We start from the raw sequence: 24,647 nt of genomic DNA on the forward strand, positions 1-24,647 counted from the left end.
ACCTCGAAACAGCCTGCCGATTGGATGGGCCCTTTCAGCGACCCGTCCCGCGTCTTCGATAGCCGCTCCCCTTGAGACGAACGCGCCGACGATCGTCGAGCGGACACTCGTCGTCGCTGGCGTCGGTTCTGCCGTGGGAGTTCCAGTTCTCGAGTCCCGCTCGCAGCACGACCGCAAAAACAGTTCTCGGCTCGGTTCGATTCGCGCCGAGCGTTCGAGGTTACCAGTCGACCCAGTCTCGGTCGGCGATCCGAAGCTCGCGGTCGATGTCGTCGATCCGAGCAAGTTCTTCCGCGGTGAGTTCGATTTCCGCGGCTTCGAGATTCCCACGGATGTGCGCCTCGCTCGACGCCTTCGGGATGGGATTAACGCCGTCTTTCGAGAGCAGCCACGCGATGGCGACCTGTGCTTGGCTGAGGCCGTTTTCGCGGGCGATGTCGGTGATCTCCGGAATCTCGAAGACCCTCCCGCGGGCGAGCGGGGAGTAGGCGACGACTTCGATGTCGTGACCGCGACAGTACTCGAGGAGGTTCGGTTGCGGGAGGAGTGGATGAAGCTCGACCTGGTTGACGTCGATTGGGGCGTCGCAGGCCGCCTGCGCCTCGTCCAGCAGTTCGGGAGTGAAGTTACTGACACCGATATGCCGAATCAGTCCCTCGTCTCGGAGTTCCGAGAACGCGCCGAGCGTGTCGGCGGCGTCGTAGTCCTTCGCTGGCCAGTGAACGTAGAGGATGTCGAGATAGTCCACGCCAAGGCGGTCGAGGCTCTCGGCGACTGCGTCGGGGACCCGGTCGGACGCGAGGTCGCCCGGCCAGAGCTTCGTCCCAAGGGTAATCTCCTCTCGGTCGACGTCCGCTCGTTCGATTCCATCGCCCACGTAGGCTTCGTTTTCATACAGCTGTGCGGTATCGATGTGTCGGTAGCCCATCTCTAGTGCCGTTCGTACGCTTTCGGCACAGGCCTCCGGATCAGTGTTCTGCCACGTCCCGAAGCCTACTCTTGGCTCGCTAAATACCATGATCGTCAGTACGTTCTCGGGTGATCCTATAATAATCTATGGGGGGACGCGAGAAGACAGTGGATCGGGTGACTGGAGTCTTCGTTCGTCTCTCGAACAGCTGTGACTGTACTGATGGGAAGGTTTTTACCGTTGGTTCATGAAGAATTGGCACGTTCCATGAGTACAATCAACAAGCATGGCTCCCGGGCTCGAGAGTTACGAGACGAGGTGTTCGAGTTCCTCTCAAAAAAGAAGGTATTGGCCGCGCTGACGATTCTCCCGCCGATGCTACTCTTCACGTTCGTGAATCTCGTTCCGATTATCGGCGTCATCGGCGCGAGTTTCTTCAACATCAACGCCTTCTCGAACGAGTGGCAGTGGATCGGGACTGCGAACTTCGAGTCGCTCCTGACGAGCGACTCGTTCTACGATGCGCTCAACCGGTCGGTGATATACGCGGGTGGCTCGGTCGTCATTCAGGTGATTTTCGGGACGACTCTCGCGCTATTGCTCAACCGGTCGTTCAAGTTCGTGAATATCGCGCGCACGTTCGCAATTCTCCCGTACCTCATCCCGAACGCCGTCATCGGCTTCATGGCGCTCTGGATGCTCAATTCGCAGTGGGGAATCGTCAACCAGCTCGCCGTCCAGATCGGTCTCACCCAAGGGTACGTGTCGTTCTTCGGAGACCAAGGATCGGCGATGCTCGCGGCGATTCTCACGAGTAGTTGGAAAGACTCTATCTTCGTCACGGTGATGGTGCTCGCTCGACTGCAGGCTATCCCCGAGAGCTTCTATGAGGCGGCGAAGATGTCCGGTGCGACGGCCTACCAGCGATTCCGAGATATCACCCTGCCGAACCTGAAGGGTGTGTTCTTTATCGTGCTGCTGCTGCGTGCGGTGTGGATGTTCAACACCTTCGACTACATCTGGGTCCTCACGCAAGGAGGACCGCGAGGAGCGACGACGACCGCACCCATCTACGCGTACAACATCGCCTTCGGGACGAGTCGGCTCGGCATCGCCGCGGCCGTTTCGACCGTGCTGTTCCTCGTCTTGTTGGTCGCGGCAGTGTTGTACTTCCGGATCTTCGAGCCGTCTGAGGAGGTGCGTGCAGAATGAGCATTCGTAACGACATCGGACGCAAGTGGTCGAACGTCAAACAGCGGACCGTGGACAAGCCGTGGAACCCGCTGACGCACCTCTCGCACCAGGGTCGGTCGACGGGGTGGAACTTGACGCTGAACGCCCTGTTGGTGCTGCAGCTGTTCGTCGTCATCTTCCCCATCTTCTGGATGGTCAGTACGGCGCTACGGCCGACGGACATGATTTACAACGTTCCGCAAACGCTGCTACCGCAGATATTCTCCGTCGAGAACTTCGTCAACACGTTCGAGGGGACGAACTTCCCGACGTACTTCAAAAACAGCATGATTCTCTCGGTGGGCGTCGTCGTGGTCACGACATCGATGTCGACGCTGGCTGGCTACGGGCTCACGCGCATCGACATCCCACACAAGAAGACGTTCGCGAGAATCATTCTTTTCGGGTACATGTTCCCGCAGATTCTGCTCGCGATCCCGATGTTCATCTTCTGGAGTCGCATCGGCCTCATCAACAGCCACCTCGGCCTCATCTTGGCGGTTACTGCGACCGCCTTGCCGTTCGGCATCTGGTTGATGTGGAAGTTCTTCCAGAACGTTCCCATCTCGCTCGAAGAGTCCGCCCAGATGGCGGGCGCGTCGCCGTTCCGGGCGTTCTACGAGATCGCACTACCGATGGCGAAACCCGGTGTCATCGCGGTAGCCATCTTCTCGTATGCAACGGCGTGGGGTGCGTACACGATTCCCCGCATCATCATGCCGACGAGTGAAAACTGGCCGCTCACCGTGGGTATCCACATGTTCACGATTCAGAAACAGACTCTCTGGGGAGAGGTCATGGCCGCGAGCGTGATGATGGTAATCCCGGCGTTCATCTTCGTCTTCGCGCTCCAGAAGTACCTCCTCGAAGGGTTCGAAGTCGGCGGACAGATGTAACAGTCGACCACGCGGTCCTTCGACACCCCTCTTATTTTCGTCCGTTCTGGCAGCAGAGATCCTGCGTTCACCGAAACGTATAATGTCCCCGTCGAATAACGTGTGAGTGGTTGTCAATCAATGACTATTGAGGTTAGCTCCCTGCGAAAAGAATTCAGTTCGCCGTCCGGAACGATCACGGCCGTCGATGGTATCGACTTCAGCATCGACGAAGGCGATTTCTTCACGTTCGTCGGCCCGTCCGGGTGTGGGAAGACGACGACGCTCCGTTGTATCGCGGGCCTCGAAACGCCGACGAGCGGGAGTATCCGGTTCGACGGCGAGGACATGACGGGGAAACCGGCTCACAAGCGGAATCTGGCGATGATGTTCCAGAACATCGCCCTCTACCCACACATGAAGGTGAAAGAGAACATCTCCTACCCGCTGAAAGTCCGGAACGTTCCGAAGCAAGAGCGACACGAGAACGCCGAAGAGGCCGCGGACATCATGCAGATTCGAGAACTACTGGAGAAGTACCCCGGCGAACTCAGCGGTGGCCAGCAACAGCGGGCGGCCTTAGCGCGAACAATCGTCCACGAACCGGAGGCGTTCCTGATGGACGAGCCGCTGAGCGACCTCGACGCGAAGCTGAAAGTCGAGATTCGCAAGGAGATTCAGCGCGTCCACGACCGCGTAAAGAAGCCGACGATCTACGTGACGCACGACCAGGAGGAAGCGATGACGATGAGCGACCGTATCGCGGTGTTCAACGACGGTGGTATCGAACAGATCGGGACGCCGGACGAACTCTACCAGCGACCTGCGAACCGGTTCGTCGCGAACTTCATCGGCAACCCATCGATGAACTTCTTCGACGGGACTATCGACCGCGCGAGCGGTGAGACGGCCATCGTCGCCATCGACGGGCAAGACGTCGAACTCCAAGTGGTCGACTCAACGGCGCTCAGCGTCGGCGACGAAGTCACGGTTGGCGTCCGCCCCGAAGACGTCACGCTTGACCGGAACCACGGAGACCTCGAAGGCGAGATCACTCTCATCGAGCGAATCGGAAAGCAGATGCTGGCAACTATCGAGGGACCGCAGGGCGAGGTTCGGGTGACGCTCCCGGCCGACAACTCCTACGAGAAGGGCGAGGAGATCCGCCTCGCTATCGAGGCCCGGGCGACGCACCTCTTCGGCTCCCGGGACGACGTCGTGACTCGCGGACCGGACGTGTGACGAGGTGACCGATGAGTTGGATGCGACAGCGTGATTCAGTCGTGCTCGACCGAGTCCGGAACCCAGCGTACACAGGCGAGAACCGGTGTCTCCCCTGTACTGGCGTAAACGCCGCCTTGGCCATCGCACTCGCTGGACTCGTCGCGTGGGTTGGATTGCCACTCCTGAGTGCGGTCGTCCTCGCGGTGTCGGCCGCAGTCATCAGCCTCCGCGGGTATCTGATACCCGGCACACCGACGCTGACACAGCGATACCTTCCCTCGCGGGTGATGGCGTATTTCGAACACGGGCCGGAACAGACGGCCGTCGATTCGCACTCGGAGCCAGTCGACGTGACCAACGCCGACCACGACACCCTCCTCGTCGACAACGGCGTACTTGTACCGTGCGACGGTGGGGCCGATTTCTGCCTGACGGACCGTTTTCACGCCGCGTGGACGAACGCCATCGACACGATTGATTCCGACGTGGACACCGCGCTCTCGGTGTCCGCGTTCGTCGATGCTGATCCGTCTGAGGTGGTTGTCGACGAATCGGCTGCTGACTTCGCCATCTCCGTCGATGGGGCACACGTCGGTCGGTGGCCATCTCGAGCCGCCTTCCTCGCCGACGCGGCCGGTGCGGTAGCGCTGGCCACCGAGCTCCCGAACTGGCACGATCTGTCTTCGAGAGTACGAGGCGTGGCGCTCGGTGAGCTTCGACTGTTCCTCGAACGCTGCCCAACCTGCGACGGTGAACCGAACATTCAGCAGCGAACTGAAGAGACGTGCTGCCGAACGCGAACCATCACGACGATGCGATGTACGGACTGCAACGCGACGTTTGTCGAAGTCGTCGGTGCGTAGCTCGGCTCCACGACCGGCTGCGATATCTTTAATATCCCCGCCCCAACTCTGTGAAACAGACACATGTTAGCGTCACCCAAGAGCGTCGAGAGTGCCGAACACACTATCGTCTACCACAGTGATGATGAGTTCTCAGCGTGGCCGTTCAACGGCGGGATGTGGAAGACCGATGACGGCGTCGTCGTCGGGTTCATCAACCACGACTGTGATTACTCAGTTCCGGAGAATCTCCACGACGCTAAGGTCGTTCGCTACGGGAGCGTCGTCTCTCCGACCGAGAATAAGCAGAATCAGTTGAGCCACGCGCGTATCGAGACCTACGGGTCCATCCGTGCGATGCGCACCACCGACGGCGGCGCGACGTGGACGGACGACGGCGTCATCTCGGACAACGTCGAGACCTCTGAACAGGTCCTCTACAACGAGATTCCGGACATCGAGGCGCACGACTTCTCGAATCAGAATACGCTCATGGCCTGTTGGTCTTCGCCGCATTCGGCTGCCTCTGACGCGGTGCCGTGGGTGAAACTCTCCGACGATGGGGGGGACTCGTGGAGCGATGCGAAACGGCTCCCCATGTTCGACTTCGAGCGAATCCAGGGCCGCCCGTCGTACATTACTCGTGAAGATGGCACCCTCCTGTTGATGCTAACGGGGAAAACCAGCACCGACCCCCACGACGTGCCGATCGTGTACGCGTCGTTCGATGGGGGACAAAACTGGTCGTTCCTGTCGCAGATCGGTGGGAGCGAAAAGTACCGCATGCTGTGTCCCTCGCCAGTACTGCTTGACGACGGGACGCTTGTCGCGGCCGTGCGCTGTAAGATTTCCGTCGACTGTGAGTGGACCGAGATCTATCGCTCAACTGACGACGGGCGAAACTGGACGTTCGTCTCGCGAGTGAACGACCTTGGCGCACCGAGCAAACTCTTGGAGTACGATGGTTCACTCGTGTGTATCTACGGATATCGCCATCCACCGTACGGTATCCGCGCACGTGTGAGTCACGACGACGGTGCCACGTGGAGCCGCGAGTGGATTCTCCGTGACGACGGTGCGAACTACGACCTCGGCTACCCGCGCGCGGCCGTGCTCGACGACGGGACGATTCTCGCCACGTACTATTTCAACCAACAGGACGATGAAGTCGCCGTCGATGGTGGTCCTCGACACATCGCGGCCACCAGATTCGACCCCGAGGAACTACTCTCCAACCGGTGATGACCCGACGAACAGCCGCGTCTCTACCGCCCTCCGCTTCGCAATAGAACAGCCTCCGTCGAACCTCGAAACTTCGGTTCGAATCGCCTCTTCTAGTGTTTTGCTTCCTATCCGCTCCGCAGTCTCTGAGAGTGGGTATTGACGCAGATGTAGAGGAAGGCCCAGGACTTCACTCAAGGATGATTTGGACAGACGAATATTGTTTATTTGTAACACACCTATGGAGCATATATAGTTATTTTATAAAAAATAAAAGTATATATTTAATATTTCTTCAAATATACCCATTCCTGATATTCAGAATATATACTAATCGGGCAAATATTCCAATATAGTTGTACTTTTACCCCCGTATTCATGACATATCTGATTTCCCCTCATTGAAAGGACTCTCAGTTGTATTCTGAGTCATTATTGTTATATCTATGCTATTCTATAAAACGCCAACGTGACTCTATTCGCTTGGACGCAGAGGGTCTCGAACGGATGCCATGGTTCGGCAGCCACCTACTAGGTACGGTCGAACTCGTCGTCTATCATCGCCAGCGCCCCGCCGGAGTTGAACAGCAGGCGGCTCACGACCACCCACGTCGGCACCGCGAGGACGACCAGCGCGACCGTGCTCGCGATGGGCGACAGCGGCGGCAACAGCCCGCGGTAGAACCACACGATGGCAAACGTCAGGACGATGCGGAGCATCGGTTTGACGGCGATGCTCATCTGTCGTCGTCACCCTGACCCCGTCCGCGACCGTCGGTCGCGACCGTCGGTTCGGCGTCGAAGTTCTCGATGCTGAACCGCTCGTCGACGTCTTGTGCGGCGCTCGGGACGCCCGCCCCGGTCTCGAACTCGTCGACGTGAATGCAGGCGGCCTTGTGGCCGCCGGTCGCGCCCGCCACCTCGTCGAGCGTCGGGTCGACCGACGTGCACTCTTCTGTCGCCTCGGGACACCGCGGATTGAACGAACAGCCGGACGGCGGGTCGAGCGGCGAGGGGACCTCGCCTTCGAGCACCTGCCGCTGCCGCGCCAGCTCCGGGACCGGCTGGGGAATCGCACCCAACAGCGCCCGCGTGTAGGGGTGCTGCGGATTCGAAAACAGCTCGTCGGCGTCCGCGAGTTCGACGATTTCGCCGAGGTACATCACGGCGACGCGGTCACAGACGTGGCGAATCACGCTGAGGTCGTGGGCGATGAACAAAAGCGTTAGGTCGAACTCCTCCTGAAGGTCCTCGAGCAGGTTGAGGATCTGCGCCTGAATCGACACGTCGAGCGCCGAGACGGGCTCGTCGGCGACGATGAAGTCCGGGTCGACCGCGAGCGCGCGGGCGATGCCGACGCGCTGGCGCTGGCCGCCGGAGAACTCGTGGGGGTAGCGGTTCGAGTACTGCGGCGGGAGGCCGACCGTCTCCATGAGTTCGTCCACGCGGGCGTCGCGTTCGCCCTCGTAGAGGCCGTGAATCTCCATCGGCTGTTTGATGATTTGGCCGACGGTCTTCCGGCGGTTGAGACTCGATGCGGGGTCCTGGAAGACGATTTGGATGCGCTTTCGCATCTCCGTCATCTCCCGGTCCGACAGCGCCGTCAGGTCGGTGCCGTCGTAGCTGATCGTCCCCTTCGTGGGTTCGTCCAGCCGGAGGACCGACCGCGCGGTCGTCGATTTGCCCGAACCGGACTCGCCGACGAGGCCGAGCGTCTCGCCGCGCTCGATGTCGAACGAGACGCCGTTGACGGCCTTCACGGTCTCGTCGGCACCGAGCAGACGGTCGATGAAGCCGTCGTTCTGCGTGAAGTACTTGTGGAGCCCCGAGACGGACAACAGCGGGTCGTCGCTCATTGGGACGCACCCCCGTCGGTCGCCGGCGTCGCGGGACTGCCGCCGTCGGCCTCCGCACGCTCCATCTCGATGGCCGACTTCGAGAGGTTGTAGCCGCGCGCGTGGAGACACGCCGCTTCCCGGCCGGGTTCGACCTCCCGCAGTTCGGGGTCGTACGACTCGCACTCGGCGGTCGCGTGGGGACACCGCGGGTGGAACGAACAGCCCGACGGCAGGTCCGTGAGGTTTGGCACGTCGCCCTCGACGGGCGTCAGTCGGTCGGTGTCGTCGGTGAGCCGCGGAATCGACCGCATGAGGCCGCGGGTGTAGGGATGCCGTGGGTTCTCGAAGAGTGCGTCCACCCCAGCGCGCTCGACGACGCGGCCGCCGTAGGCGACGGCGACGCGGTCGCAGGTCCCGGCGACGACGCCGAGGTCGTGGGTGATGAGGATGATGCTCATCCCGTACTTCTCCTGGAGTTTGTCGAGGACGGTGAATATCTGCGTCTCGATGGTCACGTCGAGCGCCGTCGTGGGTTCGTCGGCGATGAGCACGTCCGGCTCGCAGGAGATCGCCATCGCGAGGAGCGCGCGCTGACGCATCCCGCCGGAGAACTGGTGGGGGTAGTTGTCGACGCGCGAGGTCGGTTCGGGGATGCCCACGTCGGCCATGAGTTCGATGGTCCGCTCGCGGGCCGCCGCGTCCGACACGTCCTGGTGAGTCTTGATGACCCGGCTGATCTGGTCGCCGACGGTGAACACGGGGTTGAGACTCGTCATCGGGTCTTGGAACATCATCGCGATGTCGTTGCCCCGAATCGACCGCATCTCCGCCTCGCTCTTTTGGAGCAGGTCGTCGCCGCGGTAACGGACGCTTCCCCCCTCGATGCGACCGGGGCTGTCGACGAGTTGGAGCATCGACAGCGCGGTCACGGACTTTCCGGAGCCCGATTCGCCGACGATGCCCAGCGTCTCACCCTCGTAGAGGTCGAACGACGAGCCATCGACGGCTTTGACCGTCCCCTCGTCGGTGTAGAACCGCGTGACGAGGTCGCGGATTTCGAGCACCGGCTGTTCGTCCGGTTCGGCGCTCATCGCTCGCCTCCGTCGTTTCGGGGGTCGAGCGCGTCGCGCAGGCCGTCACCGAGCAGGTTGAACCCGAGGATGGTGACGACGATGACGAGCCCGGGGAACACCGAGTACCACCACTCGCCGCTGTAGAGGTAGCCGCGGGCGTTCGACAGCATCAGCCCGAGACTCGCGTTCGGCGGCTGGATACCGAGCCCGAGGAACGACAGCGCGGCGCTGGCGAGGACGGCCGTCCCCATGTAGAGCGTCCCCTGGACCACGACGGTCGGCAGGGTGTTGACGGCGATGTCCTTCACGAGGATGTGTCGGTCGCTCGCGCCGAGGGACTTCGCGGCGTCGACGTAGTCTTCTTCCATCTCCTTGAGGACCGACCCGCGCATGACGCGTGCGAAACTCGGGATGTAGACGACGCCGATGACGGCGATGACCTTCACGATGTTCGGGAGGGTGAACGAGCCGTACTCCGTGCTTCCGACCCCGAGCACGCCGAGCACCGCGATGGCGAGGATGAGACTCGGGAAGGAAAACAGGATGTCCATGAAGCGCATGACGACCTCGTCGACCCAGGTGTTGCGGTAGTAGCCGGCGATTGCGCCGGCGGTCACGCCGAGCGCCATCGCGAAGCCGACGACGCCGAGCGAGACGGTCATCAGCGTCCGCAACCCGTAGATGATGCGCGAGAGGATGTCCCGACCGTGGTGGTCGGTACCGAGGTAGGCCGTCGTCGTGCCGACGACCTCGCCGGCGTCGTTCTCGACGATCATCTCGGTGCCCATCGGCATCGGGTTGTGTTCGCCGTCCGGTGCCTCGAACTGCGTCGTCGGGTCGTGGGGGGCGAGAAACGGCGCGAACAGCGCGGTCAGGAGCATCGTGAGGATAATCGCGGTCCCCACGAGCGAGAGGGTGTTCTTGCGGAACTCCTTCCAGAACATCTCGAACTGACTGTGGTGCGTACCGGGGGCTTGCGCGGCCGGCACCGCCTCGTCCGTGTGGTCTGTCGTTGCCATGTTAGTTTCCATCGTGTCTGATGCGGGGGTCGAGGTAGGCGTACAGCACGTCCACCGCGAGGTTCGCGAAGACGAACACGCTCGCGATGAACAGGATGAGCGCCTGGATGATGCGGTAGTCGCGGCGGTCGATGGCCAGTATCAGAAGCTTGCCGATACCGGGGAGGTTGAACACCGTCTCGGTCAGAATCGCGCCGTTCATCAGTTGGCCGAGTCCGACACCGATGACGGTCACGACGGGGATGAGCGCGTTCTTCGAGGCGTCCTTGAGGACGATTTCGCGCGCGCCGATACCCATCGCGCGGGCGGTCTTGACGTAGTCCTGACTGAGCGTGTCCAGCATCTCCGAGCGCATCATCCGGGCGATGAGCGCGGAGTAGGCCGTCCCGAGCGTGATGACCGGGAGGAACAACTGCTGGAGGTTCGCCACCGGGTCGACCCACGGCGGCGTCCAGCCGCCGGTCGCCCACGGGAACGAAAACTGCACCGCGAAGATCATGATGAGGATGATTCCCAGCCAGAAATCGGGAATCGAAATCCCCGACAGCGCGGCGATGCGCGCGGCGTGGTCCGCGGGCTTGTCCTTGCGGACGGCGCTGATGATGCCCGCCGGGATGGCGATGAGAATCGCCGTGATCATGCTGAGAATCGACAGCTCGACCGTCAGCGGGATGCGCTCGACGATGATGTCAGTCACGGGCGTCCCCTGCTGGACCGTCCACGACACGCCGAAGTCGCCTTGGATGGCGTCGAGCATCCACAGACCGTACTGGACGTACAGCGGGCGGTTGAGCCCCATCTCCAGTCGAATCTGCCTGACGAGTTCCTCGCTGCTGAGCGGGCCGAGCATCACCCGCACCGGACCGCCCGGTGCGAGGTGGACGAGCGCGAAGACGACGACGCTCACCCCGAGGAGGACGGGAACGCTCAACAGCAGGCGCTTGAGGACGAACCGGAACATGCTCACGGCTGAGTCACCTCCCGGGTCGCCGTTGGAACTCGACGTGGCTGGCGCGAACGCGTGTGCATCTGTTCGTCACTCACCCTTCGAGACGAAGCGGTAGTTGTCTTGGAACGTGCCCACGTCGTAGTCGTTGACGGCGTTGCGCCACGCCTCGAGTTTGTTGACGTAGGCGATGTCGATCTGGATGCCGTGTTCGACGAGGTACTCCTCCAGTTCCCAGACGATTTCCTTCTGTACTTGTTCGTCCGTCGACGCCTGCGCCTCGCGGAGCTTCGAGACGTACCACTCGTGGCCGTTCGAGAAGTCGCCCTCGGCGTCTTCGGGCGCGGCGGGGCCGCTCGGCGCGTAGATGTCTTCGAGGTCGTCGGAGGGGTGGTGCCAGTTGTTGTGGTTGTGGTTGTTGTCGGCGTAGCCGGCATCGAGCCACGACGTGGCAACCGGAATCGACTGCGCCCAGTCTTCCATCGCGGCGTGCCACGTGTCCGTGCTGTACACTTGGTTGAGGAGCGTGGACTTGTCGACGGCGGTGACGCTGGCTTCGATGCCGATTTTCGACAGTTGGTTCTGGATGACGACGGCCTCGTCTTTGAACCACGACCCCTTGGTGGCGATGATGTCCATCTCGAAGCCGTCGGGGTTGCCCGCGAGTTCGAGTTCTTTCTTGGCCTTCTCGGGGTCATACATCTGCATCTCCTTGAGCTTCGGCGAGGTCCAGTCGCTGTCGGGGTACCACGGTCCCTTCTGGACCGCGCCCTGCCCGTAGAACACCTCGTCGAGAATCTCCTCGCGGTCGATGCCGAACAGCACCGCGCGGCGGTTGTGCCGGTTGCTCATCGGGTTGCCCTCGGACTCCATGAGGTTCACGTACAGTACCTGGGTGAAGTTACCGGGGACGGACTCGGTCGTGATGTCGGGTTGGCCGCTGAGGCTCTCGAAGTCCTTCGGGGGAACCTTGTCCGTCAGGTCGAGCTGGCCCGAACGGAGGTTCGCGAGGCGCGTGGAGTCCTCGCCGATGAAGTTGAACTTGAACTCGTCGACGGCGGGCGAGCCCTCCTTCCAGTAGTCTTCGTTCTTCTCGAGGAGGACGTGACTTCCGCTTTTCCACTCGACGAATTTGAACGCGCCGGTGCCAGCGCCGGAGGGGTCCTGCGTGAGGTCGGTCGCGAGGCCGCTCGGTCCCTTGCCGTCTGCGGTGTCGCCGCGGGAGCCTTCGGGGACGATGCCTTCGAGGCCGCGGGTGAGCCACCAGTTGAGCGTCCCGAACGGCTGGGAGAGGTTGAGCCGAAGCGTCCGGTCGCCGACGATTTCGGTGTCCTCGACGAACGGGAGGCGGCTCTTGACCGGCGACTTGTTGTCGGGGTTGAGAATCCAGTCGACGGAGTACTTGAAGTCCTCGACGGTCACCTCGTCGCCGTTGTGGAACGTGATGCCCTCGCGGAGCGTGTACTCGAACGCCGTCCCGCCGTCGACGGGGTCGGGAACCTCGGTCACGAGTCCGGGCTGGAGTTCGGAGTCGGGCGTCAGTTCGATGACCTCGTCGTAGATGAGGCCGCCGATGGTGCTGGTCGCGGTGTCCGTCCAGAGCGCGGGGTCGAAGTTCCACGGCTCCGCGGCGAGTGCGACGTTGACGCGGACGGTCTCGCCCGAGTTGCCCGACGAACCGCTGTCGGTGCTCTCGCCGCTCGTCTCGGTTCCGTCGGAACCGCCGGAATCGCCGCCGGTACAGCCCGCAAACGCGGTCGCCCCGACCGCGCTCGCGGCCGCAATAAATTGCCGTCTGTCCATGTTTATCTCGGTAATGTTGTCGTCTGCCATTGTTTTCTGGAGCTACGTACACACCCTTGTAGCGGTACGCGTGATACCTTAGCTCATGAAACACCGTTATTTATAGCTTTGGCAACCCCTCACAATCCTGGCACTATCTCGCAATGGAGTTCCGGACGCGTTCGTTGTGCTACCGCTTCCCAAACAGTTTAACCGGGTGGTTGCAATGTCGGCTTCATGGCGTACGCCAGCACGCTCTCCCTGCGAGAGTTACGACAGGACCTTCACGCCCACCCCGAGTCCGGGTGGAAGGAGTTCCGCACGACAGCCCTCATCGCCGCCGCGCTCGACGACCGCGAGTTCACACTCCACCTCGGCCCGCACGCCGTCGCCGAAGACGAGCGACTGGGCGTCCCCGACGACGACGCGGTCGCGGCCGCAGTCGAACGCGCACGCGAGGAAGGCGCACCCGAGGCCTACCTGGACCGGATGGACGGCATCACGGGGCTCGTCGCCGAGAAGCGCTTCGGCGACGGGCCGACTGTCGGCGTCCGCGTCGACATGGACGCCCTCGAACGCACCGAATCGAGCGACGAGGAACATCGCCCCGCGAAACTGGGCTTCGCGAGCACGCACCCCAACGAGATGCACGCGTGCGGCCACGACGGTCACACCGCCATCGGCCTCGGCATCGCCCGCGACCTCGACGACAACGGCGGATTCGACGGCACGCTCCGACTGTTCTTCCAGCCGGCGGAGGAAGGCGGCCGCGGCGGCAAGCCGATGAGCGAGACCGACCTGCTCGCGGACATCGACTACTTCCTCGCGCTCCACCTCGGCCTCGGCAACCCCACGGGGACGGTCATCGCCGCCTACGAGAACCCGCTTTCGAACGCGAAACTCGACGTGACCTTCGAGGGCGCGCCGAGCCACGCGGGCAACGCGCCGAACGAGGGGCGCAACGCGCTCCACGCGGCGACGACCGCGGTCCAGAACCTCTACGGGATTCCGCGCCACGCCGACGGGACGACCCGCATCAACGTCGGGAAGTTCGAGTCCCCCAATCCGCAGAACATCATCGCAGAAGAGGCGCGCCTCCGCGTCGAGGTCCGCGGCGGGACCGCCGACCTGAACGAGTACATGCTCGAGAAGGCGCGACGCATGCTCGACCACGCCGCGGGCATGCACGACGTGTCGGTCGAGACGGGCCTCTACGGAAAGACGGCGACGTTCACGGCCGACGACGAGATGGTTGAGGCCGTCCTCGCGTCGGCGGCCGACCTCGACGACGTGACCGAAACGGTCCCGCGACTCGACATCGGCGGCAGCGAGGACGCCTCCTACCTCATCCGGCGCGTACAGGAACACGGCGGGAAGGCGACCTACGTCGGCATCGGTGCGAGCAACGAGTTCGGCCACCACACCTCGCGGTTCGACATCGACGAAGACGCCCTCGACATCGGCGTCGACGTAGTGTGTCAGACGATTCGAACGCTCTAACGCGGCGATTCGACCCGGCTGTTCGACCCCGACCAGCCGCGCGTCTCACCCGTCATCGCCGCCGTCGCCCCGTAGAATCTGCCACGAACACACACAATTATTAGACATCGTTTGCGAGTTGAGTCGCACATGCAGGCCTCCCAGCAGCGACTCCGCGAGGACATCGAAGCGAACGCCCGCTTCGGCGACATCGACGCGCCGGCGGGACGCGGCCGCACCGTCCTGACGGGGAGCGACGCCGACCGCCGCGCCCGCGAGTACCTCGTCGAGCGACTGCGCGACGCCGGCCTCTCGGTCCGCATCGACGCCGTGGGTAACGTCGCCGGGCGGTGGGTTCCCGCCGGAGCCGACCCCGACGCGGCCCCCGTCGCCGCCGGTAGTCACCTCGATTCGGTCCCCGAGGGCGGCATCTTCGACGGCCCGCTCGGCGTCTACGCGGCGCTCGAAGCGGTTCGGACGCTCCAACAACGAGAGACCGACCTCGCCCTCGACCGCCCAATCGACGTGGTCTCGTTCACCGAAGAGGAGGGCGCGCGCTTCTCGCACGGCCTGCTCGGGTCGTCGGTGGCGACGGGGGCGCGAGACGCCGACGACGCGCTCGCGTTCCGAGACGCCGAGGGCACGACCCTCGACGCCCACCTCGACGCCATCGGCTTCCGCGGGACTGACACCATCGACGCCGCGGCGTGGGACGCGTGGGCCGAACTCCACATCGAACAGGGAACAGTGCTGGAGTCCGCGGGCGCGGCGGTCGGCGTCGTCGACGCTATCACCGGCATCACGACCTGCGCGGCCGACATCGTCGGCGAGGCCGACCACGCGGGCGCGACGCCGATGGACGAGCGCCGCGATGCGCTGGTCGCCGCCAGCGAGTTCGTCGTCGATTTCCGGGCCGCGGCCGACGATGTGGCGCAGAGCCAGAGCCAGACTGCCGTGGGGACCGTCGGCCAGTTCGACGTGGCCCCGAACGCGCGTAACATCGTCCCCGGAGAGGTCACGCTGCAGATGGACATCCGCGACGTGAACTACCGGGCGATGAACGCTATCGCCGAACGGGCCGACGCCGCGCTCGCGCGCCTCGAAACCACCCACCCGGTCGAGACGACGTTCGACCGCTACCGCGACCAGCGCCCCAGTCAGATGGCCGACGACTGCGTCGGCGCCGCCCACGACGCCGCCGCGGCCGAGGATATCGACGCGAAACGCATGCATTCCGCGGCGATGCACGATACTGCAAATGTTGCCGAGGTAACCGATGCCGTACTCCTGTTCGCTCCGTCCGCGGACGGCCTCTCGCACAACCCACGCGAATGGACCGACTGGGCGGACTGTGCGACCGCAGCGTCGGTTCTCGCGGGGACGCTCGCACGCCTCGCCGGCGCGTGAGTTGCGGCCGACGGCCTGCCTCGTTGTGAACTAGGGTCCCGTTTTCAGACAGTTCACGGCCAGATTCGCGTCTCTGTCGCGATTCCGTCGCGGCCGCGGTGTCTGTCTCGATATGTGGCACGCAGCCCCGAACTGGACCGTCTCTCGGGCAGACGTTCGTATTCCGGCGGTCTGGAGGCGCTCGAACGCGAACCACAGTTTTTCCGTCCCGCTTCAGTCGAACCCTCTCCTCGTGAATCATCGAGTTTACCCTGCGAAACCTGCAGCCATTCGCTCTGCTCCGCGGTGTTGTCATCAAATACAACGGTTCTCCGAGTCGTGTGTGGTTCGACCGCGAATAGCGTCACCGAGCGGCCGAGTATCCGCGGAGAAGCCGATTCCACGCATCTGACAAGTGAGGTCGAGGGCGGCGGCCGTCACTTCCGGTGTGTCTCGAGGGAGACGCACATTCGCGCTCGCGCTGGGCGAGGGTGGCGGGCGGCTCCGGTTTCGAGTTGGGGTTGACAAGTATCGACCGAAGCCGCCTTCGAGCGGCGGTCTCAACACCGATTGTCCCCATCACGTTTCGATTGCAAGATATTCGGAACAGCTATGACACCCGATAGACGTTCTCGTAGCATGCCCGAGAACCCCAACACCGATGCGCCGTCCCGCACGCTGAGCACGGTGGACACGGCGGTCAGCGTCGTCCGGGCGCTCGAGGAGTTGAACGGGGCGCGCGTCGCCGAGTTAGTCGACTATCTGGGCCTCTCGAAGTCCACGGTGTACAACCACCTCGCGACCCTGCGGAAGAACAACCTCGTCGCCAAGGAAGACGACAGCTACCATCTCAGCCTCCAGTTCCTCCTCCTGGGCGAGTACGTGCGCAACCAGCAGATACTCTACCAGGTCGGCAAGGAGGAAGTCGAGGCGCTTGCGGAGAAGACCGGCGAGTACGCCCACCTCTCGACCGAACAGCACGGTCTGCGCATCAGCCTGCTCAAGGTGCGCGGCGAGCGCGCGGTCGGCAGCCAGTACCAGCGCTCGAAGATTCAGCGACCGGACAACCTCCACGCGTCGTCGACCGGGAAGGCCATCCTCGCGTTCCTCCCGCGCAGTCGGGTGGAGGAAATCGTCGACCAACACGGCCTGCCGGCGAAGACCGAAGCGACGATTACCGACCGCGACGCGCTGTTCGACGAGCTCGACGCCATCCGCGAGCGGGGGTACGCCTGCAACGACGAGGAGGAAATCGAGGGCCTCCGCGCGGTCGGCGCGCCGATCCGCGACCGCAACGGCACCGTCCTCGGCGCGCTGAGCGTCTCCGGACCGACGAGTCGCATCAAGGGCGAGCAGTTCCGCGACACCATCCCCGAGATGGTCACGAGCACGGCCAACATCATCGAGGTGAACATGAACATGGCCGCGCGGAGTTCGAACGCCGGGCGCTTCGACTGAGCCGCCCACCCTCGACTGCCATGACATAGATATGCCCGTAATCTTTTGCGGCATCTCACTCGATTTCGGGTACGGTGTTCGGTCGAGAGGATCGGCGTTCTGACCGCCGTTTCGACTGTCTCACCGGGGCTCGTCCTCGAGCCGTCATGGAAACACGATCAGGTGTGTGAATACCGTCGGTGTTGTGAGTCGGAGAACCGTCCCGCAGCCGTCGGCGGCCGTTCGAAGCGGGCGAGAACTGACCGGTCAGTCTCGTCTCTCGTGGGTGAACGGGGTCTCTCCGATGTCGATACGCTCCAAGGTGATCGTCCGTATCTCCATGTCTTCGAAGACGGCACCCCATCCGCCAACGACGGCCGTTTCATCGCCCGTGTCGAGTGTGAGGTTCTTGTACGCTCCCAGGTCAGACAGTGCCAGTCGTGACGGCGGTCGCTCGTCTCCGTAGAACGAGATGTCGGCGACGCTCCCTTCGACAGTCGTCTCTCCTCCATCCGGAAGATCGACGCCTTCGACGGTGGCCCCGAGTTCGAACCCGCTTTCCCAAAGCGGGACGATATCTCGAATGAACTCTTCGATGGTCACGTAGGTGAACTGGTCTTCGGCGTCGAGGTAGACGGTCGGGTAGAGGTTCCACAGACAGGTGAGGAAGAACCAGTGAAAGACAAACGGCAGGATACGGTCGTAGACGAGGACGCCGTAGTCTTCGTCGGAGCGCGTGTTCGGTCCGAAACACGTCCGGTTTCGGTCGATGACGACGAGGAACGGTCCCGGAATGGTGCACACACGAAGTTCCGAGAGCACCCCACTCGGGTCGAACGCTGCTGGCGGTTCATCGCCCTGGTCGATGTAGACGGACGCACGAACGACGACACCTCGGTCGCGGGCCGCTTGGAGCGCTGGGGAGAGCGACTGGAGTTGTTCGAACGACCCGGCAACCTCCACGACGGTTTCTGCGTCGTCGATGAGCTCCTGTGCGTTCTCGACGGCTGTCTCGACACGCTTGGTGACGCCGACTCGCGCGTCCATCCGCTCGGGGGTCCGGTATCGCTCGCGGACCGCTTCGGCAGCCTCGTTGAGGAGTTCGCCCCTAGTTTCGAGGTCTGCCATCGCCGCCTCCGGGTCACACGGTTGCACGTAGAGTTTCTCTCGTTCGATCGTTTCGACGTACCCCTTCGATTCGAGGCTCCGGAGAACGTCGTACACTTGCGAGACGGGGACGGCGCTCTCACGGCCCACTTCGATAGCAGGCGAGACGCCCATCTCGAGGAGTGTGAGATAGGCGTCGGCTTGGTACGACGTGAGGTCCGCGTACTCGAGTGCTTTCGTCAGCGTTTCGCGGTCCATACTCGCACTCACACCATCATTCACCATGAATACTTCGCTGATGCCCGACCCTTTTTCGAGGAGCCGGTTGCGTTCGACCAGTACCAACATTACGGGCGTAATTTTGTAATGGTACTGTGCCCTCCAGCCCAGAGACACTCTAGAATATGACAGCTAAGCCGACGTCACGACCTCACGTCCCGACCGAGGAACGAACCGACTCACCCGCCACGGACAAATACGCCGTTAGAAGCCGTCAAGCAGGCGTTTGTGATGTCAGTGAACTTATTTTTCATCACCCTATACAGAAAATTTGCTTGTGTATGATGTCTTATAGTTCGAATCAATCTGAAACAGAGAATCAAGAATAGAGGTTCTAAAGCCATATTTAAGACGATGAGAACTCTCACAGACATCATTGTACTCTGAGTTATTTTCTCAAACACTAGTCTATATGACCTGATGAAAATATTATGTATGTTTCATGTGGTCGAATGTCACGAAGTGGGGCCCTCCGGAAAACACCGAATGAGAGTCCAGAGGCGTCCATGAGGGCGTTCACAAAGCCCGGGGCGACGGCTCACAGGAGACAGTTCCGCGTCTGTTCTCGACGCATCGTCGAGCGGGAGGAACCGTTTGGCTGAGCTCTCGACGAAGAACTGCCAGGAAGGATATCGCCGCAAAAAACCTCGCTCGGAACGGGGTCTTCAGTCCGCGACGGGGTCGGTCAGTCGGATTTCGGTTCGACGGTGATCGTGACGTCTTGCTCGCCGATACGAAGGGTGTACTCACCCGGAATCGCCGACACTCTCCCAGTTTCGTCGACGCGCCCAATCGATGCCGCATCAATGGGAATCGACACCGTCTCTGTAGCGCCGGGGTCGAGCGAGACACGCTCGAACCCGCAGAGTTCCCGGACCGGGGTTATGCGCGTTCCAGCCTGGTCGGTGACGTACACCTGTACGACGGTCGAACCGTGTCGATCCCCGACGTTCTCCACGGGAAGTTCGACTGTCGTGGTCCCGTGGGGAGACATCCGTTCGTCCGTCACGGTCATCGAGCCGAACTCGAACGCAGTGTAACTCAGCCCGTGACCGAATTCGAAGAGTGGGTCGTACGACGGAAGATGCTCGTCGGGGCCGATCGGTGCCGGGTGCGGGAAGTGATTGAACCGGGTTGGAAGGTGACTCGCGGACCGGGGGACCGAAATCGGTAATCGCCCGCCGGGATCGCACGCCCCGAAGAGCGTCTCCGCGACGGCTTGGCCACCCATCGTCCCCGGGTAGTACGCCAGCAACAGCGACGGGAGATGCTCCGCCATCCACTCCACGGCCAGCGGTCGACCGGTGACGAGGACGCCGACGACAGGCGTCCCCGTCTCGTACAACGCCGTCACGAGGTCGCGCTGCGCATCGGGGAGTTCGAGCGTGGTCCGGTTCGGAAACTCGTCGGGAGCGGTCCCGCTCTCCGCGGTCGGCCCGAACTCGTGGATATACCAGTTTTCTCCGACGGCGACCACTGCGACGTCCGCATCCTTCGCCGCTTCGACTGCGGCGTCGATATCGACCGCTTCGGTTATCGTCGTTCCCTGCTCGTAGGTCACCGTCCCATCACACACGGATTCGATTCCGTCTTTGATTGAGATGACATCGGTGCCCGCCTCGTCGGGGACACTCCAACCACCGAGTTGGTGAATGGGGTTGTCCGCGTTCGGCCCAGCGACGAGGACGTCGGCAGCGGGGTCCAACGGGAGCGTGTCGTCGTTCTGCAGGAGCGTCATCGACTTCCGCGCGGTCGCTAACGCGTCGGCCCGGTGCGCATCGGCACCGACGACATCTCGCGCTTCGTTCGCATCGACGAACGCGTCTTCGAAGAGCCCGAGCCGGAATTTGAGGTCGAGGACGCGCCTGACGCTCTCGTCGAGAACGTGTTCTGCAACCGCCCCCGATTCGACGAGCGAGACGAGGTGGTCCGCGTGCGCGACCGCATCGACTGATGCGACATCGAGTCCAGCGTTGCGAGTCATTCGGACCGACTCACGGTGGTCGCTCGCGACGTGGTGGTCTTCGTGGAGCATTCGGACCCCGTTCCAATCCGAGACGACGGTGCCATCGAACCCGAGTTTCCCTCGGAGAAGGTCTGTGAGATAGTCGCGCGAGGCGTGTGCGGGTTTCCCGTCGATTGCGTTGTAGCAGGGCATAACGGACGCGACTCCCTCGTCAATCGCGTCGACGAACGACGGTAAGAAGACGTTTCGAAGGAGGTACGAGGACACTTCGACGGGGGCAGTATCTTCCCCTCGTGCGGGCTCGCTATAGGCCGGGAAGTGTTTCGCGGTTGCCGCCACGGCGGTTGGGTCGCCGAGACCGTCGCCCTGGTATCCGCGTACCATCGCACCCGCCATCCGTCCGCACAAAAATGGACTCTCGCCGAACGTCTCGAAGGTGCGACCCCACCGCGGCTCTCGGGCAACGTCACACGTGGGCGAATAGTTCTGCTGTGCCCCCGACTTTCGGACTTCGGTTGCAGTGGCCGCTGCTGCGCTCTCGACGCCGTCTTCATCCCACGTTGCCGCCATCCCGAGTCCGTTCGGGAACGCTGTCCCTTCGGCGACGTACGCGTGACCGTGGACAGCATCCACGTTGAACAACAGCGGGATGCCGAGTCGAGTCTTCGACAGCGCGACTTCTTGCAGGTGGTTGACCGTCTCGACCACGTCGTCGATTCGAGAGTCGAGCGCCCCGGCCCATCCGAACGACGCAACAGCGCCGACTCCGGATTCGACGATTTCGTCTTCGACCGTTTCGACCGATTTGAACTCGTCGAGCTCTCCCGCCCACGTGCCGACGAGTTGCCCGGCTTTCTCTTCGACCGTCATTCGGTCGAGAAGGTCCGCGACGCGCTTGTCGGTCGGTAGAGTCTCATCTCTGTAGGGGGGATGCTTGCTTTCTGACTGCATACAGCGAAGAGAAGACCACTACTACTTATACATTTGCCAACGCGTGGCTATCGTCGCGCAGACGGTCGTGTTTCGCGACGAGCGCGAAACCGTGTCGTGCCCTCCGACGCCGACGTGTTCGGGTGGCGCTCTCGGGAGCGTTACAACAACGAACTACCGCATCTAACCAAATATTTATTAATAATGGCTATGGTTTGTTATCAGTACGCCATGTCAGACAGTACTGACCGCTTTAGCGACTTGATCAGCCGGCGCACTTTCGTCGAACTAACCGGGACAACCGGAATCGCAGCCCTTGCGGGGTGTAGCGGTACTTCCACCGGAGGGGGAACGACTGACGACGGTGGGTCGAACGGGGACACGACCGGGTCCAACGGGGACGAGACTGGCGGTGACGATTCCGAGTCGAGTGGGACGACTGTCCTCGACAAGAAGATGGTCGGTGCCACGAACAACGGCGTCCCGACGAACCTACACCTAAACCCGGAGGCGACACAGAACTACGACGAACGAGCGGGGAACTTCGTCTTCGAACGGCTCGCGGCCTACAACTTTGCGACCGGTGAGTTCGAGCTAGCCGCGCTCGATTCGTGGTCGATCGACGGGCAGACGGTGACGCTCACGCTCCGCGACGACCTGTTGTGGGATACTGGCGAAGACGTGACTGCACGTGACGTCCTGACACAGTTCCGCCTGATGAAGAAGATGAACGCGTCGCTTTGGGACTTCACCGAGAGCGTCGAACAGGGCGAAGACGACAAGACCGTCGTTCTCAACCTCAAGCGACCATCCAACCCGGAGGTCATCAAACACACGCTCGCCAACGGGTCACTCCGACTGTTCGCGCACCATCCGACCTTCGAACGCTTCCTCGACAAAGAAGCCGAGGAACTCCAGCAGTTCAAATATGAAGGAGACGTGGTTGCGAGCGGTCCCTTCTCGGTCGCGTCGAAGTCGAAGCAGTCGTGGGAACTCACGAGGAACCCCGAATACTACGGCGCTGACAACATCAACTTCGCGGGCATCTCGCTTCTCTCGCGGGCAGACAACACCGCACTCCAACAGGGCCTGATGGGCCGCGAACTCGATTTCGTCACGAGCCTCTTCGCGCCGCCGAAGATCGTCGACAACTTCCCCGACTCCGTCGAAGAAGTCACTATCTCTGCGAAATGGGGGTACGGTGTCCTGTTCAATCACGACGACCCCGACTTCGGGAAGCGAAACGTCCGGCAGGCGGTCGCTCACGTCATCAACCGCCAGCAGGTCGTTGATAACGCAGGGCCGCGAACGAAAGCGCCCGCACCGAAGGTTACGGGTATCGCCCCGGACGACCAGGAATCGTGGCTCGGTGATGCGTACGACTCCTTCGAGGGGTACGGCGTGGCGGCGTCGCAGACGGACAAAGCCGCTGCGCTCCTCCGCGAGGCCGGCTACTCGAAGGAAGACGGCACGTGGACGCACAGCAGCGGTCGAACCCTCGGTGGGACGTACTACACCCCCGCTGGCTGGACGGACTGGACCACGGCGACGAACACTGTCGTCGACCAGTTGAACGCGTTCGGCTTCGACTTCGAAATCAGCCAGAAGCCGACGGGAGATCTCTACGGCGGCTACATCGAGTCCAACTTCAAGATCGGCGCGTTCTACTGGATGCCCGGTGGTGCACGGTCGGCGTTCCCATACTTCCCGCTCCGCTGGCAGCTCACTAACCCGGACATCGACGGCGGCCACAACTTCCCGGAGGGCGAACAGACTGTCCCCGGGATGGATGGCGGCGAGATGACTATCGACCCACTCTCGGTGGCACAGGAGATTTCGACCACGCAAGACCGAGCCACGACGGAGGAACTCATCAAGCGTGTCGCCTGGCACCACAACCAGAACCTTCCAATACTGGGGCTGGTTGCGAAGCTCGAACAGTCGTGGCTCACCAACGACGAGTGGGACATCCCGGCGGAAGGGAGCGACGACCGAGCGATCAAGTGGCCAAGCGAGTGGCTCCCGCGCCAAGGACACCTCATGGCCGAGCAATAATCGGAGTGGAGCAACGTAACCATGAGTAACTACTACGTCCGTCGGACGGCCAGGGTGTTCGCGACTATCTTCGCGGTCGCGACGCTCACGTTCGGGCTGATTCGCCTCCTCCCAGGCGGCCCCTTCACGCAGTTGCGCGCGCAACTGCTTCGGCAGGGTGTTCCGGCATCGGAGGTCGACGCCCGGATTTCGAATCTCCAGAACATCAACCCCAACGCGCCGCTCTGGCGGCAGTACCTGGATTACATGGGTGCCGTCGCGCAGGGGAACTTCGGCGAGTCAATCTCGCTGGGCGAACCGGTGGCACAGGTCATCGCCGAAGCGGTGCCGTGGACGGTGTTCGTCGTCCTGGTGTCGACGATTCTCATGTTCGCCGTCGGTATCTTCCTTGGGTCGTTACAGGCCTACTGGGAAGGTTCGCGGTTCGACAAGGCGTTCAGTGGCGTCTCGATCGGCCTCATGTCCGTCCCCTTCTACGTCGTCGCCGTCATCTCACTGTACGTCTTCGCGTACCAGTGGGGATGGTTGCCGACAGCGGGAACAGTTGGGACCAACGTCGAGAAAGAACTGAGCGTCCCGTTCTTGCTCAGCGCACTCGAACACAGTCTCTTGCCCATCTTCTCGTACACGCTGGGCGGGATTGGCGGGCAGGCGTTGGCCATGCGCGGGAACAGTATCCAGGTGCTCGGTAACGACTACGTCCGGGTCGCGAGGCTCCGCGGACTCGCCGACCGCCGTATCGCAACTCGGTACGTCGCGAGAAACGCCATCCTTCCGATGTACACTGGGTTCTTGCTGCTCCTCGGATTCCGCTTGTCGGGGACCGTCATTCTGGAGCAGATATTCTCGTACACCGGCCTCGGCTACTACATGTTCGCCGCGCTGAAGGCGAACGACTACCCGCTCATGATGGCGACGTTCCTCGTCATCACCGTCGCGCTCATCGTCGGCGTCTACATCGCCGACCTGACCTACAGCAAGATCGACCCGCGAATCAGTGCCGGAGGTTCTGATGAAGCGTACTGAGAGAGCGGAGTCCAGCGCA

General features: G+C 62.4%; 19 protein-coding genes. 10 read left to right on the forward strand and 9 right to left on the reverse strand.

What is annotated here, in order from left to right; all coding sequences use genetic code 11:
• Positions 1–220 precede the first annotated feature (220 nt).
• Positions 221–1,018: an aldo/keto reductase gene (locus AM590_RS07480; protein WP_058826921.1), complete on the reverse strand. Its 798-nt coding sequence runs from the start codon at positions 1,016–1,018 to the stop codon at positions 221–223.
• Positions 1,019–1,177: 159 nt separating this feature from the next.
• On the opposite strand from AM590_RS07480, the gene AM590_RS07485 reads away from it, so the two are divergent.
• From AM590_RS07485 to AM590_RS07505, 5 genes are all read left to right on the forward strand, one after another.
• A complete protein-coding gene (locus AM590_RS07485) occupies positions 1,178–2,122 on the forward strand; it encodes a carbohydrate ABC transporter permease (protein WP_042663637.1) in 945 nt (314 codons plus the stop codon).
• Positions 2,119–3,039, forward strand: coding sequence for a carbohydrate ABC transporter permease (locus AM590_RS07490; protein WP_004042001.1), 921 nt, complete (start codon positions 2,119–2,121; stop codon positions 3,037–3,039). Before AM590_RS07485 ends, AM590_RS07490 begins: the two co-directional genes overlap by 4 nt.
• Before the next feature lie 120 nt (positions 3,040–3,159).
• Entirely contained in the window at positions 3,160–4,260 is a 1,101-nt protein-coding gene (locus tag AM590_RS07495) for an ABC transporter ATP-binding protein (protein WP_058826922.1), read from the forward strand.
• Between the two features lie 11 nt (positions 4,261–4,271).
• Entirely contained in the window at positions 4,272–5,105 is an 834-nt protein-coding gene (locus tag AM590_RS07500) for a hypothetical protein (protein WP_253805898.1), read from the forward strand.
• Between the two features lie 63 nt (positions 5,106–5,168).
• A complete protein-coding gene (locus AM590_RS07505) occupies positions 5,169–6,326 on the forward strand; it encodes a sialidase family protein (protein WP_058826924.1) in 1,158 nt (385 codons plus the stop codon).
• Positions 6,327–6,836: 510 nt separating this feature from the next.
• Here the strand turns inward: AM590_RS07505 and AM590_RS07510 are convergent.
• From AM590_RS07510 to AM590_RS07535, 6 genes are all read right to left on the reverse strand, one after another.
• Positions 6,837–7,046, reverse strand: a complete 210-nt coding sequence (locus tag AM590_RS07510; RefSeq protein WP_058826925.1) for a hypothetical protein — start codon at positions 7,044–7,046, stop codon at positions 6,837–6,839.
• Positions 7,043–8,161 (reverse strand): ABC transporter ATP-binding protein, encoded by a 1,119-nt coding sequence (locus AM590_RS07515; RefSeq protein ID WP_058826926.1) that lies wholly within the window; start codon positions 8,159–8,161, stop codon positions 7,043–7,045. Before AM590_RS07515 ends, AM590_RS07510 begins: the two co-directional genes overlap by 4 nt.
• Complete coding sequence (locus AM590_RS07520; RefSeq protein WP_058826927.1) at positions 8,158–9,234, reverse strand: ABC transporter ATP-binding protein; 1,077 nt, start codon at positions 9,232–9,234, stop codon at positions 8,158–8,160. The genes AM590_RS07515 and AM590_RS07520 overlap by 4 nt, the downstream gene beginning before the upstream one ends.
• Positions 9,231–10,235: an ABC transporter permease gene (locus AM590_RS07525; protein WP_049967499.1), complete on the reverse strand. Its 1,005-nt coding sequence runs from the start codon at positions 10,233–10,235 to the stop codon at positions 9,231–9,233. The genes AM590_RS07520 and AM590_RS07525 overlap by 4 nt, the downstream gene beginning before the upstream one ends.
• A 1-nt stretch (position 10,236) precedes the next feature.
• Complete coding sequence (locus tag AM590_RS07530) at positions 10,237–11,196, reverse strand: ABC transporter permease (protein WP_042666462.1); 960 nt, start codon at positions 11,194–11,196, stop codon at positions 10,237–10,239.
• Between the two features lie 75 nt (positions 11,197–11,271).
• Entirely contained in the window at positions 11,272–13,014 is a 1,743-nt protein-coding gene (locus AM590_RS07535; protein ID WP_058826928.1) for an ABC transporter substrate-binding protein, read from the reverse strand.
• Positions 13,015–13,200: 186 nt separating this feature from the next.
• On the opposite strand from AM590_RS07535, the gene AM590_RS07540 reads away from it, so the two are divergent.
• The 3 genes from AM590_RS07540 (at position 13,201) to AM590_RS07550 (ending at position 17,286) form a co-directional block, all read left to right on the forward strand.
• The gene (locus AM590_RS07540) at positions 13,201–14,463 is read left to right on the forward strand and encodes an amidohydrolase (RefSeq protein WP_058826929.1); all 1,263 of its coding nucleotides are present in this window, start codon (positions 13,201–13,203) and stop codon (positions 14,461–14,463) included.
• A gap of 129 nt (positions 14,464–14,592) precedes the next feature.
• On the forward strand, positions 14,593–15,849 hold the full coding sequence (locus AM590_RS07545) for a M20 family metallo-hydrolase (RefSeq protein WP_058826930.1): 1,257 nt from the start codon (positions 14,593–14,595) through the stop codon (positions 15,847–15,849).
• 618 nt (positions 15,850–16,467) lie between these two features.
• Positions 16,468–17,286 (forward strand): IclR family transcriptional regulator, encoded by an 819-nt coding sequence (locus AM590_RS07550; RefSeq protein WP_042666421.1) that lies wholly within the window; start codon positions 16,468–16,470, stop codon positions 17,284–17,286.
• Positions 17,287–17,532: 246 nt separating this feature from the next.
• Here AM590_RS07550 and AM590_RS07555 read toward each other — a convergent pair whose 3' ends face one another.
• Together AM590_RS07555 and AM590_RS07560 are read right to left on the reverse strand one after the other, a co-directional pair.
• A complete protein-coding gene (locus tag AM590_RS07555) occupies positions 17,533–18,630 on the reverse strand; it encodes a TrmB family transcriptional regulator (RefSeq protein ID WP_058826931.1) in 1,098 nt (365 codons plus the stop codon).
• Positions 18,631–19,336: 706 nt separating this feature from the next.
• On the reverse strand, positions 19,337–21,487 hold the full coding sequence (locus AM590_RS07560; protein WP_058826975.1) for a glycoside hydrolase family 3 N-terminal domain-containing protein: 2,151 nt from the start codon (positions 21,485–21,487) through the stop codon (positions 19,337–19,339).
• Positions 21,488–22,003: 516 nt separating this feature from the next.
• Here AM590_RS07560 and AM590_RS07565 point away from each other — a divergent pair.
• Together AM590_RS07565 and AM590_RS07570 are read left to right on the forward strand one after the other, a co-directional pair.
• A complete protein-coding gene (locus tag AM590_RS07565; RefSeq protein WP_058826932.1) occupies positions 22,004–23,602 on the forward strand; it encodes an ABC transporter substrate-binding protein in 1,599 nt (532 codons plus the stop codon).
• Positions 23,603–23,623: 21 nt separating this feature from the next.
• Positions 23,624–24,628: an ABC transporter permease gene (locus tag AM590_RS07570; RefSeq protein ID WP_042666418.1), complete on the forward strand. Its 1,005-nt coding sequence runs from the start codon at positions 23,624–23,626 to the stop codon at positions 24,626–24,628.
• Positions 24,629–24,647 lie beyond the last annotated feature (19 nt).

This window comes from Haloferax sp. Q22 (assembly GCF_001482285.1).
GTDB lineage: Archaea > Halobacteriota > Halobacteria > Halobacteriales > Haloferacaceae > Haloferax.